Source organism: Streptococcus lishijunsis (genome assembly GCF_047290665.1).
Classification (GTDB): domain Bacteria; phylum Bacillota; class Bacilli; order Lactobacillales; family Streptococcaceae; genus Streptococcus.
Genome location: NZ_JBLBUC010000003.1, coordinates 118,386 through 136,204, shown reverse-complemented (window position 1 = coordinate 136,204; position 17,819 = coordinate 118,386). Strand labels below are relative to the sequence as shown.

Genomic DNA, 17,819 nt, shown 5'->3' with positions numbered 1-17,819 from the left:
TAAGAAAAGCACCCCAATTGTTAGATTTTATGTCTAACTTTTGGGGTGCAGTTCATTTGCTCAGATAGTTTTTTGCTATTATCGGATACGAAAGAATATAGCGAGACTTGAAATACCGATAAAAATAAGGACAAAAGCAATAAAGTTGCCAATCAGAGCGCTAAAGAACACAGGAGCACTCAAGAGTAAGAAACCAAAGATAACGGCGAAGATACCAGCTAGAAAGAAGTAAGACACTTCAGCGCTAGGAAACTGTGCACGACGCAGCTGAGCAGCTGTGACTAAACGTAAAAAGCCGCTAAGAAGTACCCAGTAAGCCAAAATCATAATGACAACGTTAATCTTGGCAAAGCTAGAGCTTGTGATTAAGGCAAAGCCAAAGACGATAGAGATAGTGTGCTGAATCAAAATCCAGATGCTACGTTTGCCATGTGGTTGATGAAAATAGTCCATAATGCCATTAACACCTGAAACAAAGACAAATAAAGCTAAAATCCAGCCCAAAGTTGAGACAGTCGCCAAAGGACGTGCTAGTAAAAAGAAACCAAAGAGCAAGCTGACAATACCAGTTGCTAGCGGAAAGTATTTCATAAAAACCTCACTTGTAATGTTGATGATACTAACTATTATATCATAAGAAAAAGAGGTGACAATAGGCAATGAAAATCAATTCTTTATGTTATAAAAAGTGACATCACTGAAAATTTTTTGCTAAAAATCGTGTTAAATACTTGACAAAAAGTATTCTGAAAATTTATAATATTTTATGTGATTTAGATTATGGAGGAATCATTTTATGACAACAGGTAAAGAATATGTAGCTAGCGTTTTTGAAAAAGTGAAAGCGCAAAATGCTCATGAACCAGAATTTTTACAAGCAGTAGAAGAGGTCTTTGAATCTCTTGTTCCTGTCTTTGACAAATATCCAAACTATATTGAAGAAAATCTTTTGGAGCGCTTGGTAGAGCCTGAGCGTATCGTATCATTCCGTGTGCCATGGGTTGATGATAAGGGTCAAGTCCACGTTAATCGTGGTTTCCGTGTTCAATTTTCATCAGCTATTGGTCCTTATAAGGGCGGTTTGCGTTTCCACCCATCTGTTAACCAGTCTATCATTAAGTTCCTTGGTTTTGAACAAATTTTTAAAAATTCATTGACAGGACAACCTATCGGTGGTGGTAAAGGTGGTTCTAACTTTGACCCTAAAGGTAAATCAGACAATGAAATCATGCGCTTTTGTCAAAGCTTTATGACTGAGCTAAGTAAGCACATTGGTGCTGACACAGATGTACCTGCAGGTGACATTGGTGTTGGAGGACGTGAGATTGGCTATCTTTATGGTCAATACAAGCGCCTTCGCAATGAATACACAGGTGTTTTGACAGGTAAAGGCTTGACTTATGGTGGTTCTCTTGCTCGTACAGAAGCAACTGGTTATGGTGTTGTTTACTTTGCAGAGCAAATGCTAAAAGCCAAAGGTCAAGATTTTAAAGGTAAAACAGCTGTTGTCTCAGGTTCAGGAAATGTTGCTATCTATGCGACTGAAAAACTTCATGAACTGGGAGCTAAAGTAGTAGCCGTGTCAGATTCATCAGGTTTTGTTTATGATGAAAATGGTATCAATCTTGAAACATTAAAACAACTTAAAGAAGTTGAGCGTGCTCGTATTGTGAAGTACACAGAAAGCCATCCAACAGCAGTCTTTACACCAGCAACTGAAGGGTCTATTTGGAACATTAAAGCTGACCTTGCTTTCCCATGTGCGACACAAAATGAACTGAATGAAGATGACGCAAAAGCTCTTGTGGCAAATGGTGTTCTCGCTGTCGCTGAGGGGGCTAACATGCCTTCAACACTTGAGGCTGTTGAGGTATTCCATAAAGCAGGTGTTGCGTTTGGACCAGCTAAAGCAGCTAATGCTGGTGGTGTAGCCGTTTCTGCGCTTGAAATGGCACAAAATAGTGGACGTACATCATGGACATTTGAAGAAGTCGATGGTAAATTGTATGACATCATGAAAAATATCTATGACAATTCTGCAGCAGCAGCAAAAGAATTTGGCTATGAGGGTAATCTTGTTGTCGGAGCCAATATTGCTGGCTTCCTTAAGGTAGCAGAAGCCATGTCAGCACAAGGTATTGTCTAATAGCTTAGCTTCTCTTATTTAACAGAAAAAACGTAGTGACTGTTCACTACGTTTTTTAAAATATATGATATTCGCACTTCCCAGCACTAAAAATGATGACGTTTGTTTTCAAACAAGTAGCGTTGAAATGTTATGGGAAAAACTTGATTAACAGTGCCTTACCATTGACTGATTTTGGCTGTATAGTCTTTTTGATTTGTGGTATAATATAAACATGACTTTACAACGATTTTTACTCATGGCTGTCTTATGTGCTTTTGAGACTTACTGTTTTAATGAAGCTTTATTTGAAGGGTCTTATCTTTTTGCAGGGATTTGGGGATTTTTGCTTTATCGTGATTTGAGGCAGTCTTATCTCCTTTCAAAAGCGACAGATACGATTCTGACAATCACCAAGAAGAAAGACTAATCTCACCACTGGAGAGATAGGTGATGTTATGGTCATCTAATTGTACGACAAGGCTACCAAAGGGAGTGATGTCAATGGCCTTACCTTGGTAGTCTTTTTTATTTTGGTGAAAGCTGACCGTACGCCCAAGAACGAGGGATTTATCCTTATAGACTTTAAGGAGGTCATGATAAGGTGTTTTAAAGAAAAGTCTCCAAATCTCAACGATAAGCTGATTACGGCTTATTTTGGGTGGTGCACTAAACAGGCTAGTGGCTTTTTGTGAGAGTGGACTAGGCAAATTAGGAATAAAAAAATTGATTCCTACACCAATAATAAGTGCATACACCTCACCTGTCTCTGGCTCTACAAGGCTTTCAGTGAGGATGCCAGCGATTTTTTTATCATTGAGGTAAATGTCATTCACCCATTTGATAGCTGTCTTGATGCCCGTGAGATGCTCTATGGCTTTGACGATACTAGATGCGACCATTAAGGTGTAGGTTGCTGGGTCTTGCTGGCTTGTTTGAGCATCAAGATATAAAGACATGTAAATGCCTCCATCTTCTTTTGTAAAAAAGGGGCGACTAAAGCGCCCTTTGGCAGCGCTTTGCTGATTGGCCAGAAAAAGATGGGGAGCTAATGTGTTTTTTTGAATAGCCTCTTTAGCATCTAACTGTGTTGATTGACTAGCGTGCGTCAGAGTCGTTGGGATAAGAAGTTTTTGTGCAATCCACTGGGGATCTAAGTTATCGGTGTATCGTTTTTGTGTCATAGCTCTATTATACACTAATTTAATGCTTAAACGATAGTGATGACCAGAGCAGTGATTGCCTAAAAGTATCTCTTTAGGCTTTTAGTAATCCTAAAAACATGATATACTAAGAGGGTTATTAAGTCCCGATAAGGTGACCTTAAGGTCAGTTCTTTGTAACTTTTTAACAGGATAGTGTAAAGCTATCGTCTATTATTTTTAAAAGGGGGACATTTTTATGTCAGAACGTAAACTATTCACGTCTGAATCTGTATCTGAAGGGCATCCAGATAAGATTGCAGACCAAATCTCAGATGCTATTTTGGATGCGATCTTACAGCAAGACCCAGAAGCACACGTAGCGGCAGAAACGGCTGTTTATACAGGTTCTGTCCATATTTTTGGAGAGATTTCGACCACAGCTTATGTGGATATCAACCGTGTGGTTAGAGATACTATTGCAGAGATTGGCTATGATAAGGCAGAGTACGGTTTTTCTGCTGAATCAGTGGGGGTTCATCCGTCCTTGGTAGAGCAATCCCCAGATATTGCTCAAGGTGTCAATGAAGCTCTTGAAGTTAGAGGTGATGACAATAAAGATGCACTAGATGTGATTGGTGCTGGAGATCAAGGGTTGATGTTTGGCTTTGCTGTAGATGAGACCAAGGAGCTCATGCCCTTGCCGATTTCATTAGCGCATCACTTAGTTAAACGTCTGGCAGATTTACGAAAATCAGGAGAGCTGGCTTATCTGCGTCCTGACGCTAAAAGTCAGGTGACTGTTGAGTATGATGAAGAGGACCGTCCAGTACGTGTGGATACTGTAGTCATCTCGACACAACATGACCCAGAAGTCAACAATGAAACCATTTACAAAGATATGGTTGAGCACGTTATTAAGCCAGTTATTGATAGCAGGTATCTGGATGATCAGACGCGATTTCTTATCAATCCGACAGGGCGTTTTGTTATCGGAGGCCCTCAAGGTGACTCTGGTCTGACAGGAAGAAAGATTATCGTTGACACTTATGGCGGTTATGCGCGTCATGGCGGTGGTGCTTTTTCTGGTAAAGATGCTACTAAAGTTGACCGTTCAGCCTCTTATGCGGCTCGCTATATTGCCAAAAATATCGTAGCGGCTAAGCTGGCTAAAAAAGCCGAGGTGCAGTTGGCTTATGCTATTGGTGTTGCTCGACCTGTGTCGGTTCGTGTGGATACTTTTGGTACAGGTACTGTTAGTGAAAGTCAGCTAGAAGCAGCAGTGAGAGAGGTCTTTGACTTGAGACCTGCTGGTATTATTGAGATGCTTGATTTGAAGCGTCCTATTTACCGTCAAACAGCGGCTTATGGTCATATGGGGCGTACAGATATTGATTTACCATGGGAGCGTTTGGATAAGGTAGAGGCCCTTCAAAAAGCCCTGCAATAAGCTAATCAAAAGCATTGTCATGACTATGACAATGCTTTTTCAATTTCTTTTTATAACTTAGTTGCTTTATGATAGGCTAGCTAAAGTTCAAAAACGCTATCATTGCCAAGAGCTCATTCTTGTGGTAAAATATAAAGGCTTAATTTAGGTATGGAAAGATAAAAATGTATGCGAAAAATGATAATTGAGGGTGGAAAGCCCTTGGCTGGTGAAGTGGCTGTCTCGGGAGCTAAAAATAGTGTGGTAGCCCTGATTCCAGCCTTGATCTTGGCAGATGATATTGTCACTTTGGATGGTGTACCTGCTATTTCAGATGTGGAGCATTTAATTGCTATTTTATTAGAGATGGGTGTCAAAGTCACTCGAGAAGGGACCACTCTTGTCGTTGATCCTCGTGGTTTACAAAATAAACCGCTTCCATCGTCTCAAGTCACTAACCTCAGAGCATCTTATTATTTTTACAGCAGTCTGTTGGCTAAATTCGGAGAGGCTACTGTAACCTTGCCTGGTGGTTGTGATTTAGGACCACGCCCTATTGACCTTCATTTAAAGGCCTTTGAGGCTATGGGAGCTACGGTGTCTTATGAGGGAGAGAATATGCGTATTGCTCTGCCTGAGGGAGAGAGCCTTTGTGGTGCGCATATTTACATGGATACGGTCAGTGTTGGAGCGACTATCAACACGATGATAGCTGCTAGCATGGCAAAGGGACGTACTGTCATTGAAAATGCGGCACGTGAGCCTGAGATTATTGATGTAGCGACGTTATTAAACAACATGGGAGCTCATATCAGAGGAGCTGGGACAGATACGATTGTCATCACAGGTGTTGACCATCTTCACGGGACACGTCATCAGGTGATTCCTGATCGCATCGAAGCAGGGACCTATATTGCTCTTGCTGCAGCTATCGGTGAGGGGGTGCGCGTGACTAATGTCTTGTATGAACACTTGGAATCTTTCATTGCAAAGCTAGAGGAGATGGGGGTGCGTATGACCATTGAAGAGGATGCGATTTTTGTTGAAAAGCAAGATACTCTAAAAGGTGTGTCTGTCACAACAGCGCCTTATCCAGGTTTTGCGACTGATTTACAACAGCCCTTGACTCCGCTACTTTTAAAAGCCACAGAGCGCTCACAAGTTGTTGATACTATTTATGAAAAGCGCGTCAATCACGTGCCAGAACTGGCTCGTATGGGCGCAGACATTAGTCTAGTGGGTGGTCGTATCGTCTCTCACGGTCCTAATGACTTAGTTGGTGCCCCTGTTAAAGCAAGTGACTTGCGAGCAGGAGCAGCCTTGGTTATTGCAGGTTTGATGGCAAAAGGGAAAACAGAGATTACCAATGTCGAGTATATTCTACGAGGTTATGCTGACATTGTGGAGAAATTAAGAGCATTAGGGGCATCTATTGCCTTGATTGAAGATTAAGGAGTGAGTTATCACTCCTTTTAAGTTATCTCTTATCATAATTGTGCTATAATGTAGAAAAACTAAAGAGGGTAGGTTATGACTGGAGACATTTATGCAGGGTATGAACCGCATTTACAGGAGATTTTAGATGATTTTAAAAAGCGCATGACCTTAGAAAATCAACGGCAAAAGGCCAAAACAGGCTATGGTTTATTTGAACATCTCCATGCTCGCATCAAAGATCGTGATAGTATGCTAGAGAAATGTCAGCGAAAAGGTCTTCCTAAGACACCACAATCAGCTTTAAAAGGGATTAAAGATAGTATTGGTGTCCGTTTGATTTGTGGATTTGTTGATGATATTTACCGTTTGGTTGATGTGATTAAGGACTACGAGGATTGTCAGATTGTAGCTGAAAAAGACTATATCATGAATGCTAAGCCTAATGGTTATCGCTCTTATCATTTGATTTTGGAGGTAGAGACAGCTAAAAAAGACTGTCTAGGCAATCTCCCTGGTCGTTACTTTATGGAGATACAGTTGCGAACGATTGCTCAAGATTCTTGGGCAAGTCTAGAGCATCAGATGAAGTATAAGCATGATATTAAGGATGCTGATCGTATTGTCAAAGAACTAAAACGCTGTGCTGATGAGATGGCGTCGGTGGATTTGACCATGCAGACGATTAGGCAATTGATTGTAAACAGTAATGAGGAGACAAAGTAGATGCGTATTTTACTAGCTGAGGATGAAGAACAGTTGGCGCGTGTTATCCATGCAGCGCTGACTCATGAAGGGTATGACGTAGATGTTGCCAGTGATGGGCAGATGGCTGTTGAATTTGCTAGTCAAAAGGCTTATGACATGATGATTATGGATGTCATGATGCCGAAAAAAACAGGTATCGAAGCGCTCAAGGAAATTCGCCAGTCAGGCTCTACTGCTCAGATTATGCTCTTGACTGCTATGTCTGAGATTGATGATCGTGTAACAGGGTTGGATGCGGGTGCAGATGATTATCTGACAAAGCCATTTTCTCTAAAGGAGTTGTTAGCACGCCTGCGCTCTATGAATAGGCGTATGGATAGTCTAACACCTAACAGCTTGCAGTTTGCGAATACGAGCTTAAACCTGAGTGAGCAGGAGCTTAAAGCACATACCAGCATTCGTCTATCTGCTAAAGAAACGAAGCTCTTGTCGTTTTTAATGTTAAATGCTCAAAAAGAGCTACCCACAGAGCAGTTGTATGAGCATGTCTGGTACCATGAAGAGGACGCAGATGACCAAGGTTATGTCTTTATGTACATTTCTTATCTACGGCAAAAATTAAAAGCTATAGGCTCGACCATGACCATTATAGGGACAGAGGAGACAGGGTTTTGCTTGGATGAGGTAGCCGTATGACTAGGTGGTTTCCTTTTTTGAGATTAAATCTCTTTCAAAAACTGCGTTTACAGTTTATCGCTATTGCCACAGGAGCTGTCAGTATTATCTTGATTTCTGTTTTTGGGGTCATGGCAGTTATTGTCAACAATCAAAGCAACCACCAAATTGAGCGTATTTTGAGCATTTTGTCGGATAATAAAGGACAATTTCCCAATCTTAATGACGCCAGTCGTGTCTTGGGGCAGTATATTACTGAGGAGACAATAGAGCGTTATGCTTATTTTAGTGCGATTGTCGATGAAGACGGGCAGATAAGTTCAGTGGACGCTAGCCATCTGACCAATACGGATAGTCAGACAGTTGAGCGCTATAGCCAGCGTATTGTAAAAGCGTCTAAAGAAGAAGGGCAAATTATTTTATCAGGTTTGCCTTATGCTTACCGTATCACACCTAATGCTAATCAAAAAGGAGCGTCTCTTCTTGTTGCTTTTGATATTTCTACCTTTGCCAGTACTTCTTATCACCTACTAGATACGGCTGTATGGTTTGGCTTTATCTGTTTGTTCTTTTTTATGGTAGTTATCATCGTTTTATCGGGTCGGGTCATTCGTCCATTTATTCGTAATTATGAACAACAAAGACGTTTTATTACTAATGCTGGTCATGAACTGAAAACCCCTTTAGCGATTATTGCAGCTAACAATGAGTTGGTGGAGTTGATGTCAGGAGAGTCAGAATGGACAAAATCAACCAAAGATCAAGTAGAGCGCTTGACAGGCTTAATCAATAGCTTAGTCATGCAAGCACGTCTTGAAGAACAGTCTGAGCTTGTTTTAAAGACCCTTGATTTTTCGCGTATTGCACAAGATGCTGCAGAAGATTTTAAGGGACCAGTCATACGTGATGGCAAGCAATTTATCATGGATATTCAAGAAGGTATCTTTGTTAAGGCAGAAGAAAAGTCACTTTTTGAGCTGGTGACCTTGCTTGTTGATAATGCCAATAAATATTGTGATGAGGGTGGTGTTGTCAGCGTCACTCTCAGCCAGCCTAAGCGTAGTCGGAGATGCCGTCTAATCGTCTCAAATACTTATGTCAATGGACGTGGAGTGGATTATAGCCGCTTTTTTGAGCGTTTTTACCGTGAAGATAGCTCACACAATAGTGCGACATCAGGTTATGGTATAGGGCTTTCCATTGCTGAGAGTCTTGTCAAGCTCTTTAGAGGACGCATCAAAGTCACTTATAAAGATGACACCATCCATTTCATCGTTTTTCTATGATGTCACATATAACATTAGGATCACAAAAACACCAAGGCATTCCTTGGTGTTTTTGATTAGTCAAGTTTTAGGGCATCTTGGTTAAATGGAATAGATGAGTCGTATGGATTGTGGCGAAGTTTGAAATGTTTAACATCTTCGATAGTTTGAGTACCTGCCAACTGCATAACCATCTTGAGTTCTTCATTGATCTTTTCAAAGACTTGGCGTGTTCCAACACTACCACCCATCGCTAGTCCATAAACGACTGGACGACCAAGAGCGACAAGGTCAGCACCTGATGCGAGGGCTTTAAAGACGTGTTGACCACGACGAACCCCTGAGTCAAAGACAATTGGCACACGATTGTCAACAGCTTCAGCAACACGTTGGAGTGAATCAAAGGATGCTGGACCACCATCAAGTTGACGACCACCGTGATTGGTTACCCAGATACCAGATGCGCCAGCATTCAAGGCTCTAAAGACATCTTCGCTACATTGTGGACCTTTAACATAAACAGGTAAGCCAGAGTATTGTGCGATATATTCAACATCTTTTGGAGAGAGAGCTTGTTTAGCAGAGCGGTAAACGTAGTCCATAGTCTTTCCAGCACCATCTGGAAGGTATTCTTGAACGATTGGCATGCCTACTGGAAAGACAAAGCCGTTACGTTTATCAACTTCACGGTTACCACCGACAGTAGCATCAACAGTAAGCACAATAGCTTTAACACCTTGTTCTTTAACACGGTCCATGATGTGACGGTTGATACCATCGTCTTTACTATAGTAGAATTGGAACCATTGAGGGCTACCATTGAGGGCTTGTGTAATTTCAGGAATATCAGTAGTAGAGTAAGAGCTTGTAGTGTAGATAGTACCAAATTCACTAACGCCTTTAGCACTTGCCACCTCACCTTGTTCATTGGCGAGCTTGTGAGCTGCTACTGGAGCCATGATGATTGGAGAAGTGAGTTTGTCGCCATCATAAGTAATCTCAGTTGAAGGATCTTCAACCCCTTTTAAGCTATGGGGTACAATGAGCTTGTGGTTGAAAGAGCGAATATTTTCATGAAGGGTAAAGGTATCGCCAGCACCACTTGCAATGTAGCCAAAGGCCCCTTTTGGAATGACTTTTTGTGCCATTTTTTCAAGGTCAAAGACATTGACGAATTCTACTGGTCCTTCAGCATTACTTGTTTTGAAATCCATAAGATTTTCCTCTTTCCATCCTTTTGGATGATCTTTCTAATATTTAAAACGTATGGAAACGCTTTTTACACTCTAACTATACCCCTTTATGTAAGCGTTGTCAAATATTATGCTCTCAAAAATCAGAAAATTTTTGACGCTAAAAATCCCTTAGCCATAGCTTTTTATGTGAAAAATGTAACCAAAGAACTTCCCTAATCTTCACTTATCATATGAAAGAGGATGTTGCTTTTCAGAAAGGCTTCTAACAGTTTTTGTCAGCAAATTAAGAGTATTTATGTTATAATGTGATTTCTGAATTCTAGCTGTTTAACTAGAAGATATCTAAAAATGACCGTTATAAAAGCGACTAAGAATAGTAATAAAGGGCTTTATGGGTATTATATGAGTCAAAAGTCGCTTTTTTGCTGGTTTTATATTACAATAGAAATGACTTTAATGTGTGAAGAGATAGATATGACAAAACAGATTGGATTAGGTAAATCCCATAGCAAGATTATTTTGATGGGAGAGCATTCGGTTGTTTATGGTTATCCAGCCATTGCTTTGCCTTTAAAAAATATTGAAGTAACCTGTCAAGTGACCAAAAGTAGTAAACGGCTACTCCTTGACATCAATGATCCACTATCCACAGCCATTTTTGCAGCCCTAGATTACTTAGATAAGCGCGACTACTCTCTAGACTTTACTATCCAGTCGCAAGTGCCTGATCGTAGAGGTATGGGCTCTTCTGCAGCAGTAGCGATTGCTGCTGTTAGTAGTGTCTTTGACTTTTTTGAAAAAGAGCTTCCTGCTCCTCTTTTGGAGCGCTTGGTCAATCAAGCTGAGATGATTGCGCATACTAATCCTAGTGGGCTTGACGCTAAGACCTGTCTTAGTGATGTTGCTATTAAGTTTATTCGAAATATTGGTTTTTCTGAAATAGCGATTCAACTAGATGCTTATTTAGTTATTGCTGATACGGGTATTTATGGGCATACTAGCGAAGCCGTTGCCAAGGTCAAAACACTAGGCGAGAAAGCACTTCCTATACTCAAGCGTTTGGGACAGTTAGCTGAAGCTGCTGAGTCTAGTATTGCTAGTGGGGATACCAAAGCTTTAGGAGTGACTATGTCACAAGCGCATACGAGTCTTAGACAGCTCGGAGTGAGTAGCAAAGAGTGTGATCATCTTGTTAGGATAGCGACTGCTAATGGTGCCTTAGGGGCTAAAATGACAGGCGGTGGACTGGGTGGTTGTATTATAGCTCTTGTCAGCACAGAAAAAGAAGCCGAAGAAATGAGTCAATTATTACAAAAAGAAGGAGCGCTTAACACATGGACGGAAAAACTGTAAGTGCTAAGTCCTATGCTAATATTGCTATTATCAAATACTGGGGAAAAGACGATGAGAAGGCTATGATACCATCGACTAGCAGCATTTCCTTGACGCTAGAGAGCATGTACACTACAACTGAGCTATCGTTTTGTGCAGCTGAAGCAGATAGTGACCTGTTTTACTTGGATGGTCGCTTGCAAGATGCTAAGGAGCATGCCAAGATGTCTGCTATTTTAGATCGTTTTGGAGGCAAGGACAGACCTTATGTTCGCATTGAGACGACCAATAATATGCCCACAGCAGCAGGACTCTCCTCAAGCTCTAGTGGCTTATCAGCACTTATCAAAGCAGCCAATCAGTTGTTTGCTAGAAATCTTAGTCAGAAAGAACTAGCTCAAGAAGCTAAATTTGCTTCTGGATCAGCGTCACGCTCTTTTTTTGGACCTGTAGCTGCTTGGGACAAAGATAGTGGGAGCATCTATCCTGTTAAGACAGATTTAAAGTTAGCGATGATTATGCTGATTTTAAACGATGATAAAAAAGACGTTTCAAGTCGAGAAGGGATGAAGCGCTGCAAGGAAACATCACGTAATTTTTCTGACTGGGTGGAGCAATCAAAAGCAGATTATCAAGAGATGTTGATCCATTTGGCCAATAATGATTTTGCTAAAGTAGGTGAGCTAACTGAGCGCAATGCACTCTTGATGCACAGCACCACTAGAGAAGCCAATCCTGCTTTTTCGTATTTGACTGAGGCAAGCTATCAAGCAATGGATACCATCAAGGCCATCAGGCAAGACGGCATTGCCTGCTATTTCACTATGGACGCTGGACCTAATGTCAAGGTTCTCTGTCTAGAAGAGGATGTCGAGCGTCTAGCAGCTCTTTTAGAAAAAGACTATCGTCTTATCGTATCACGGACAAAGGATTTGACAGATGGTGAAGGTTAAGGCAGGCGGCAAGCTTTATCTGGCGGGAGAATATGCTATCTTAGAAGAAGGACAAGAAGCGCTGATACATTATATCCCTATATGTTTGACAGGGAGGATTGATTTTGCAGAAGATTATGCTTTATCATCGGATATGTTTGCTTATAGTGTCGGAAAAAAAAGAGATGCCAATTATGCGCTTATCCAAGACGCTGTGGCAGTAGGGGAAGCTTATCTAGCGCATTTAGGCTATGCCTTGAAGCCTTTTAACCTACGCATATCAGGAAAATTAGAAAAAGATGGGAAAAAGTTTGGCATCGGCTCTAGTGGAAGTGTGGTGGTGTTGACTTTGAAGGCTTTAGCTGCTCTTTATGGCTTGGCCTTATCATCAGATATGCTGTTTAAGTTGGCGACTTATGTTCTTTTAAAGCGTGGTGATAATGGCTCCATGGGGGATGTGGCTTGCATTGCTTATGAGACGTTGATTAGCTTTAGAGCCTTTAATCGCGCTAGCGTTCGTGATATGATGGAGAGCTGTGATATGATGACAGTTTTAGAGGCTCCATGGGGTTATCGTATTGTACCTGTAACACCTCGGCTTTCTCTTGATTTTGTAGTGGGGTGGACTAAGACCCCTTCTATCTCAAAAAAAATGATAAAGCGTGTCAAATCGGCGATTAACACTTCGTTTTTACAAGCAAGCCTTGAGCATGTCAATGCTTTACACGCTGCGATTGAGGCAGGTGACAAGACAACAGTCATAGCTAGTATAGAGGCTTCGAGCCGTTTGTTGGATGAGCTTAGCCCTGCCATTTACACAGAGCCCTTACGCGCTTTAAAAGAGGCGACTAATGGGCTTGATAGCGTGGCTAAATCATCTGGCTCTGGTGGCGGTGATTGTGGGATTGCTTTATCCTTTACAAGTAAGGCTACTGACGAGCTTATCAAGCGTTGGCAAAACCTTGGCATTGAGGTTTTATATCAAGAAAGATGGGGACAGGACTAATGACTAACCGTAAAGATGACCATATCGCACATGCGCTGACCTATCGTTCACCTTATAATAGCTTTGATGAGATGGAGCTTATCCAGCGCTCTCTTCCAAAGTATGCGCTTGATGAGATTGATTTATCGACATCCTTTTCGGGCTTGACCTTTCAATACCCTTTTTATGTCAATGCCATGACAGGTGGTAGTCAAAAAGCTGCTAAAATCAATCGCAAGCTAGCTTTGTTAGCCCAGGAGACAGGTATTGTCATGGTGACTGGCTCATACAGTGCCGCTTTAAAAGACCCAAGTGACCAGTCCTACCCCAGCCTAAAAGAGTATCCTCAGCTACAATTAGCCACTAATATCGGTCTAGATAAGCCTCTACAAGCAGCTAAAGCGACTATTGATAGCGTCCAGCCCCTCTTTTTACAAGTGCATGTCAATGTGATGCAAGAGCTCTTAATGCCAGAGGGTGAGCGTGACTTTAGCCAGTGGCGAGAGCATTTGAGACAATATATCGCAACACTCACCACCCCTCTAATCTTAAAAGAAGTGGGCTTTGGTATGGATGTAAAAACCATTAAAGAGGCTCATGCTATGGGTGTCAAAACCTTTGATATATCAGGGCGCGGTGGTACTAGCTTTGCTTATATTGAAAATCAGCGTGGTTATCATAGGACTTACTTAGACGATTGGGGGCAAACGACAGTACAGACACTGTTAAATGCAGCTCCTATGCGTGATACAGTAGAGCTTTTAGCATCAGGAGGTGTTAGACATCCTCTTGATATGGTCAAATGTTTTGTCCTTGGCGCTAAAGCGGTCGGGCTGTCAAAGACCATCTTAGAGCTAGTTGAGTGCTACCCTTTAGATAAAGCTATCGCTATTGTCAATAGTTGGAAAGAAGAGTTGGCACTTATCATGTGCGCTCTTAATTGTAAAAATATTTCTGAGCTTGTTCATGTGGACTATCTTCTCTATGGAAGACTAGCACAAGCCAATCCAGATTATAAAAACTTATCCTAAGGAGGATACATTATGGTAGAGTTGACGTATAAAGATGCTTATAGCATCGTTCGCACACAAACATTTGACAGTAAAGAAGATTTTGTCCGTGCCTTATCAGGCTGTATGACGCTTCCTGATTATTTGCCAGTCGTCTCAGTTACTTACAAAGGCAAAGATGTTGGTTATCAAGGTGATTGTGGCAATTTATTTGCTTATTTTGTCAACTTTGACTGGTCCACTTTTGACTAAAAGGCTCAATTGTCCTTATATTTTGAAAAATGTGTCAAAAAATTAGACAAGTTTATTGACTATTGTCAAAAAATAAGAGATAATAAAGATGGAAAAGGAAAAGATTGTACAACTGCAATCAGACACCTATTTGTGAGACATTTTGGGAGATGTGCTTACAAAGTGACAGTTTTGACTGTCTGTGTTGATAAGTAGCTGATAAGCTACATCTGATTTAGACGACGATATTGTCGTGTGAGTCTTCATGTCACAGAGTTGTAGGACTCTGGAAGTCAAGTCGTTAAAGTCCATTAACGGCTTTTCTTGCGTTTAAAAATAATGATTATTAGGAGAAGCTATGGAAAAAATTATGCCCAAGCGCGTGTCAAACTATGAGCTTTTTTATGATTTAGTCTTTGTTTTGGCGATGCGTCGCTTAAGCTCTTACTTGCATACGCCGCACTTTCACTTAGGCTCCTTTCTTGTCTTTTTAGGTTCGACAAGTCTTGTTTTGTCTATTTGGTTTTATCAGACGGTTTACCTCAATAAATATGGGGAGCGTGATAGGCTAGATGTACTTCTGAATATTCCAGCTATGTTTATCATCGGTAATTTTGCGCTGATGTTAGGCCTTGGTTTGGATGAGTTTGGACCTAGGGAGTTTTTGCTCTACAATAGTTCGATGATTTTGGCCCATCTATTGATTTTGCTACAATATTATCTGAGGGGAAAAAAGATTGGCTTTAATCACGATATTGCCGCTAGCATGAAGCTTTTGTCAATGGTGATAGGCTATTTTGTGATTTTAGTGATTTGTGGCTATGTTTTCCGCTTGTATCGCTTTGAAAATCATCTGTTTGCTCTTTTTTGGATGGTTCCTTATCTGTTTCCGCTTTTATATAAGGGGTACAATGATATTGATAGGATCAATTTTCCTCATCTGGTAGAGCGCTGTCAGTTGTTGACAATTTTAACGTTTGGAGAGACGGTGATTGGGGTTATTCAAGCCTACCCTGTCTATGAAACGCCTGTTTTGGGCATTGTGTTTTTCGCAGGGATTTCCTTTATGTTTGTAGCGTATATCTCTCAGACTCACTTGACTATTGAGCATCATCAGCGTGTGTCAGGCTCTGCTATGCTTTATGGGCATCTTTTTATTATTTTAGGGGTGAGTCTTACGACAGTGGGTATGGAGTTGTTGGCAGACCATCATCATGCTAGTTATGGCTTGATGCTTTTAAGTCTAGGGCTAGTGCTTTATTATGTTAGTCTGTATAGTACGTCTATTTATAATAAAGCACTCTATCGTTTTTCTATTTCCCACTATCTTGTATCAGCTATCCTACTAGGACTTGGATTGATAGCTATGTGGCTTGTTAGAGATTATGAAGTCTTATTAGCCTTGGTATTTGCGTTGCTCTGCTGGGAAATACCACAACAGCGCTACCGCGCACGCCAAAAAGCACAACAAACAATCTAAAATATCAAAAAGCCCTTAGCTATTACAGCTAAGGGCTTTTGAAATATTAAAATCTTGTCAGTCTAACTTTTTTAGATAAGTTAGCTCGATGTTCATGGCGTATTTTTTCCACAATGTTATTAGCTTTTTTAATGATTGAAGAAGCTGGCATGGCTTTATATTGCTTTTTCAAATAGTCGTTATAAGTATTTGCACGTTGGATTCTATCAGGTTCTGGATAGCTAGAAGCATGTGTGTCTAAGATACGTCTCGTCCGCTCTTGTGTTTTCTCACGCCACTTTTGACGGTCTTCTTTATGGGCATATAGAGTGTTGTAGCCTTCTGCTCTACTTGCTCTCTTACCAAAAAATAGCCACCTTTGCTCTTTTTTGTCATCATATGTGATAGCCACGAGCAAAATTATCAACCTTTTTGTCTTCCATAAAAGATACTCCTAAGATTTGATGATTACATTATAGCACAAAGATGATTACTAGAGCATCTTTTTTAAAAATAAAGCTTGCTAAATAGGGGCATCCATGCTATTATAGATAGGTAGCCGCTATAGTTAAATGGTATAATAGAGCAATGGTAATGCTCCGTTCCGAGTTCAATTCTCGGTGGTGGCAGATTTTATATGTTTAAAAGCCTTTAAAAGAGGCTTTTTTGCATAGTTGTCTTAAAGTATGCTATAATAACGTTATTAAGAGAGTGAGGTTTTTATGACTTACCAAGAAGCATTTTTAGCTGATTTGGATGACTGGTTGTCATCTCAAATCACAATCAATGAATTAGCCATGACAGAGGCGCAAAAAATAGCTGATGAGGATAAGGACGAGCGAGCTAGAGAGGCTTATATCCGCTATGAGAGTAAGCTCGATGCTTATCGTTTTTTGAAGGGAAAGATGGCCAACTATCACGATAAGAAAGCTTTTCATGACTTGCCAGAAGGGCTGTTTGGAGAGCGTCATTATTAAGCCTCTTGCCTTCTGTCCAGAGATTTGGTAAAATAAGATTATTCAGAGGTATAGCGAGTTTGTCTGTTACAGAGAGCGGTAGTGTTGAGAAGTCCGTACAGATGTCTCTATTGGTTGCTGATGGTCTATCAATGAAATCAATGAGTTGCGGGCTTAGCCCGAATATGGGTGGTACCGCGGAAACACATTTCGTCCCTGTCTAGCTTGACTAGATGGGGACTTTTTGCTTGAGGTGATTTTAGTATTAGGATAGGGGGCAAAAGATGGTTATGTATGACTTACCAAAATGTGTAGAGACAGAGCGATTGGTCCTAAGGGTTCGGACTAAGGAAGATGCTGAGGCTATTTTTCATTATGTCAGTCTGCCAGAGGTTGCTTATCCAGCTGGTTTTCCCCTTGTTCAGACGGTAGAAGATGAGATTTATTATATAGAGCATATTCTTCCTGAACGTAATGACAAAAATCAGCTGCCAGAAGGTTATGGGATTGTTCTAAAAGGAACAACCACTGTTATTGGCTCTGTTGATTTTAACCAAAGACATGCTGATGATGTCCTTGAGATAGGTTATACGCTTCATCCAGACTATTGGGGGTGTGGCTATGTTCCAGAGGCGGCGAAGAAGCTGATTGAGCTTGGTTTTAAAAATCTTAATCTTCACAAGATTGAATTATCTTGCTATGACTATAATCACCAAAGCAGACGTGTTGCTGAAAAACTTGGTTTTACGCTAGAAGCTCGTCTAAGAGATCGTAAGGACGCAACAGGTAAGCGTTGTGATAACTTGATATATGGTTTGTTAAGGAGTGAGTGGGACATGATAGACTAATGCTATCATTATCAACGTATATAAAAAATAAGTTGGTAAACTTAAAAATAGATCACAATAGAGATTATTGCTGAGATTATTAGCATTTTACT

18 protein-coding genes, 1 tRNA gene and 1 pseudogene are annotated in these 17,819 nt (G+C 40.8%); 16 read left to right on the top strand and 4 right to left on the bottom strand.

Translation table 11 applies throughout. From position 1 onward, the window contains the following. Positions 1-78 precede the first annotated feature (78 nt). On the bottom strand, positions 79-591 hold the full coding sequence (locus tag ACLN19_RS02965) for an HdeD family acid-resistance protein (protein WP_413383116.1): 513 nt from the start codon (positions 589-591) through the stop codon (positions 79-81). A gap of 205 nt (positions 592-796) precedes the next feature. Here ACLN19_RS02965 and gdhA point away from each other — a divergent pair, with 205 nt between their 5' ends. Both gdhA and ACLN19_RS02955 read left to right on the top strand, forming a co-directional pair. Continuing rightward, positions 797-2,146, top strand: a complete 1,350-nt coding sequence (gene gdhA / locus ACLN19_RS02960; RefSeq protein ID WP_413383114.1) for an NADP-specific glutamate dehydrogenase — start codon at positions 797-799, stop codon at positions 2,144-2,146. Positions 2,147-2,360: 214 nt separating this feature from the next. Beyond that, positions 2,361-2,555 carry a DUF3272 family protein gene (locus tag ACLN19_RS02955; RefSeq protein ID WP_413383112.1) on the top strand — a complete coding sequence of 65 codons (195 nt, stop codon included), beginning with the start codon at positions 2,361-2,363 and terminating at the stop codon, positions 2,553-2,555. On the opposite strand, the pseudogene ACLN19_RS02950 reads toward ACLN19_RS02955, so the two are convergent. Continuing rightward, positions 2,536-3,225 (bottom strand): annotated as a pseudogene (locus ACLN19_RS02950) (biotin--[acetyl-CoA-carboxylase] ligase); the annotation flags it as partial. The gene ACLN19_RS02955 and the pseudogene ACLN19_RS02950 sit on opposite strands and share 20 nt — an antisense overlap. Before the next feature lie 301 nt (positions 3,226-3,526). Here ACLN19_RS02950 and metK point away from each other — a divergent pair. The 5 genes from metK (at position 3,527) to ACLN19_RS02925 (ending at position 8,799) form a co-directional block, all read left to right on the top strand. Continuing rightward, positions 3,527-4,717 carry a methionine adenosyltransferase gene (gene metK / locus ACLN19_RS02945; RefSeq protein ID WP_413383108.1) on the top strand — a complete coding sequence of 397 codons (1,191 nt, stop codon included), beginning with the start codon at positions 3,527-3,529 and terminating at the stop codon, positions 4,715-4,717. 168 nt (positions 4,718-4,885) lie between these two features. Further along, positions 4,886-6,148, top strand: coding sequence for a UDP-N-acetylglucosamine 1-carboxyvinyltransferase (gene murA / locus ACLN19_RS02940; RefSeq protein WP_413383106.1), 1,263 nt, complete (start codon positions 4,886-4,888; stop codon positions 6,146-6,148). Between the two features lie 78 nt (positions 6,149-6,226). Further along, positions 6,227-6,856, top strand: a complete 630-nt coding sequence (locus tag ACLN19_RS02935; protein WP_413383104.1) for a GTP pyrophosphokinase — start codon at positions 6,227-6,229, stop codon at positions 6,854-6,856. After that, positions 6,857-7,534 carry a response regulator transcription factor gene (locus ACLN19_RS02930; RefSeq protein WP_413383102.1) on the top strand — a complete coding sequence of 226 codons (678 nt, stop codon included), beginning with the start codon at positions 6,857-6,859 and terminating at the stop codon, positions 7,532-7,534. It abuts the gene before it with no gap. After that, complete coding sequence (locus ACLN19_RS02925) at positions 7,531-8,799, top strand: sensor histidine kinase (protein ID WP_413383100.1); 1,269 nt, start codon at positions 7,531-7,533, stop codon at positions 8,797-8,799. Before ACLN19_RS02930 ends, ACLN19_RS02925 begins: the two co-directional genes overlap by 4 nt. A gap of 56 nt (positions 8,800-8,855) precedes the next feature. Here ACLN19_RS02925 and lctO read toward each other — a convergent pair whose 3' ends face one another. After that, positions 8,856-9,992, bottom strand: a complete 1,137-nt coding sequence (lctO, locus tag ACLN19_RS02920; RefSeq protein WP_413383098.1) for an L-lactate oxidase — start codon at positions 9,990-9,992, stop codon at positions 8,856-8,858. Positions 9,993-10,448: 456 nt separating this feature from the next. On the opposite strand from lctO, the gene mvk reads away from it, so the two are divergent. The 6 genes from mvk to ACLN19_RS02890 all read left to right on the top strand — a co-directional run bounded on the left by mvk (position 10,449) and on the right by ACLN19_RS02890 (position 15,944). Then, on the top strand, positions 10,449-11,327 hold the full coding sequence (gene mvk, locus ACLN19_RS02915; protein WP_413383096.1) for a mevalonate kinase: 879 nt from the start codon (positions 10,449-10,451) through the stop codon (positions 11,325-11,327). Then, a complete protein-coding gene (gene mvaD, locus ACLN19_RS02910; RefSeq protein WP_413383094.1) occupies positions 11,309-12,259 on the top strand; it encodes a diphosphomevalonate decarboxylase in 951 nt (316 codons plus the stop codon). Before mvk ends, mvaD begins: the two co-directional genes overlap by 19 nt. Beyond that, positions 12,246-13,244 carry a phosphomevalonate kinase gene (locus tag ACLN19_RS02905; protein WP_413383092.1) on the top strand — a complete coding sequence of 333 codons (999 nt, stop codon included), beginning with the start codon at positions 12,246-12,248 and terminating at the stop codon, positions 13,242-13,244. The genes mvaD and ACLN19_RS02905 overlap by 14 nt, the downstream gene beginning before the upstream one ends. Further along, on the top strand, positions 13,244-14,254 hold the full coding sequence (gene fni, locus ACLN19_RS02900; RefSeq protein ID WP_413383090.1) for a type 2 isopentenyl-diphosphate Delta-isomerase: 1,011 nt from the start codon (positions 13,244-13,246) through the stop codon (positions 14,252-14,254). Before ACLN19_RS02905 ends, fni begins: the two co-directional genes overlap by 1 nt. Before the next feature lie 12 nt (positions 14,255-14,266). Further along, complete coding sequence (locus tag ACLN19_RS02895; RefSeq protein WP_413383088.1) at positions 14,267-14,485, top strand: DUF4649 family protein; 219 nt, start codon at positions 14,267-14,269, stop codon at positions 14,483-14,485. Positions 14,486-14,822: 337 nt separating this feature from the next. Beyond that, positions 14,823-15,944: a low temperature requirement protein A gene (locus ACLN19_RS02890; RefSeq protein WP_413383086.1), complete on the top strand. Its 1,122-nt coding sequence runs from the start codon at positions 14,823-14,825 to the stop codon at positions 15,942-15,944. Between the two features lie 46 nt (positions 15,945-15,990). Here the strand turns inward: ACLN19_RS02890 and ACLN19_RS02885 are convergent, their stop codons facing one another. Beyond that, complete coding sequence (locus tag ACLN19_RS02885) at positions 15,991-16,335, bottom strand: hypothetical protein (protein ID WP_413383084.1); 345 nt, start codon at positions 16,333-16,335, stop codon at positions 15,991-15,993. A gap of 146 nt (positions 16,336-16,481) precedes the next feature. Here ACLN19_RS02885 and ACLN19_RS02880 point away from each other — a divergent pair. The 3 genes from ACLN19_RS02880 to ACLN19_RS02870 all read left to right on the top strand — a co-directional run bounded on the left by ACLN19_RS02880 (position 16,482) and on the right by ACLN19_RS02870 (position 17,727). Further along, positions 16,482-16,552 (top strand) — tRNA-Thr (locus ACLN19_RS02880). A 93-nt stretch (positions 16,553-16,645) separates the two neighbouring features. After that, positions 16,646-16,900, top strand: a complete 255-nt coding sequence (locus ACLN19_RS02875) for a DUF1912 family protein (protein WP_413383082.1) — start codon at positions 16,646-16,648, stop codon at positions 16,898-16,900. Positions 16,901-17,163: 263 nt separating this feature from the next. After that, positions 17,164-17,727 (top strand): GNAT family N-acetyltransferase, encoded by a 564-nt coding sequence (locus tag ACLN19_RS02870; protein ID WP_413383080.1) that lies wholly within the window; start codon positions 17,164-17,166, stop codon positions 17,725-17,727. Positions 17,728-17,819: the final 92 nt, after the last annotated feature.

Excerpts from the sequence above, each read along its gene's own strand:
- ACLN19_RS02965 (WP_413383116.1), bottom strand. The coding sequence starts at position 591 with ATGAAATACTTTCCGCTAGCAACTGGTATTGTCAGCTTGCTCTTTGGT.
- gdhA (WP_413383114.1), top strand. The coding sequence starts at position 797 with ATGACAACAGGTAAAGAATATGTAGCTAGCGTTTTTGAAAAAGTGAAA.
- ACLN19_RS02955 (WP_413383112.1), top strand. The coding sequence starts at position 2,361 with ATGACTTTACAACGATTTTTACTCATGGCTGTCTTATGTGCTTTTGAG.
- metK (WP_413383108.1), top strand. The coding sequence starts at position 3,527 with ATGTCAGAACGTAAACTATTCACGTCTGAATCTGTATCTGAAGGGCAT.
- murA (WP_413383106.1), top strand. The coding sequence starts at position 4,886 with ATGCGAAAAATGATAATTGAGGGTGGAAAGCCCTTGGCTGGTGAAGTG.
- ACLN19_RS02935 (WP_413383104.1), top strand. The coding sequence starts at position 6,227 with ATGACTGGAGACATTTATGCAGGGTATGAACCGCATTTACAGGAGATT.
- ACLN19_RS02930 (WP_413383102.1), top strand. The coding sequence starts at position 6,857 with ATGCGTATTTTACTAGCTGAGGATGAAGAACAGTTGGCGCGTGTTATC.
- ACLN19_RS02925 (WP_413383100.1), top strand. The coding sequence starts at position 7,531 with ATGACTAGGTGGTTTCCTTTTTTGAGATTAAATCTCTTTCAAAAACTG.
- lctO (WP_413383098.1), bottom strand. The coding sequence starts at position 9,992 with ATGGATTTCAAAACAAGTAATGCTGAAGGACCAGTAGAATTCGTCAAT.
- mvk (WP_413383096.1), top strand. The coding sequence starts at position 10,449 with ATGACAAAACAGATTGGATTAGGTAAATCCCATAGCAAGATTATTTTG.
- mvaD (WP_413383094.1), top strand. The coding sequence starts at position 11,309 with ATGGACGGAAAAACTGTAAGTGCTAAGTCCTATGCTAATATTGCTATT.
- ACLN19_RS02905 (WP_413383092.1), top strand. The coding sequence starts at position 12,246 with ATGGTGAAGGTTAAGGCAGGCGGCAAGCTTTATCTGGCGGGAGAATAT.
- fni (WP_413383090.1), top strand. The coding sequence starts at position 13,244 with ATGACTAACCGTAAAGATGACCATATCGCACATGCGCTGACCTATCGT.
- ACLN19_RS02895 (WP_413383088.1), top strand. The coding sequence starts at position 14,267 with ATGGTAGAGTTGACGTATAAAGATGCTTATAGCATCGTTCGCACACAA.
- ACLN19_RS02890 (WP_413383086.1), top strand. The coding sequence starts at position 14,823 with ATGGAAAAAATTATGCCCAAGCGCGTGTCAAACTATGAGCTTTTTTAT.
- ACLN19_RS02875 (WP_413383082.1), top strand. The coding sequence starts at position 16,646 with ATGACTTACCAAGAAGCATTTTTAGCTGATTTGGATGACTGGTTGTCA.
- ACLN19_RS02870 (WP_413383080.1), top strand. The coding sequence starts at position 17,164 with ATGGTTATGTATGACTTACCAAAATGTGTAGAGACAGAGCGATTGGTC.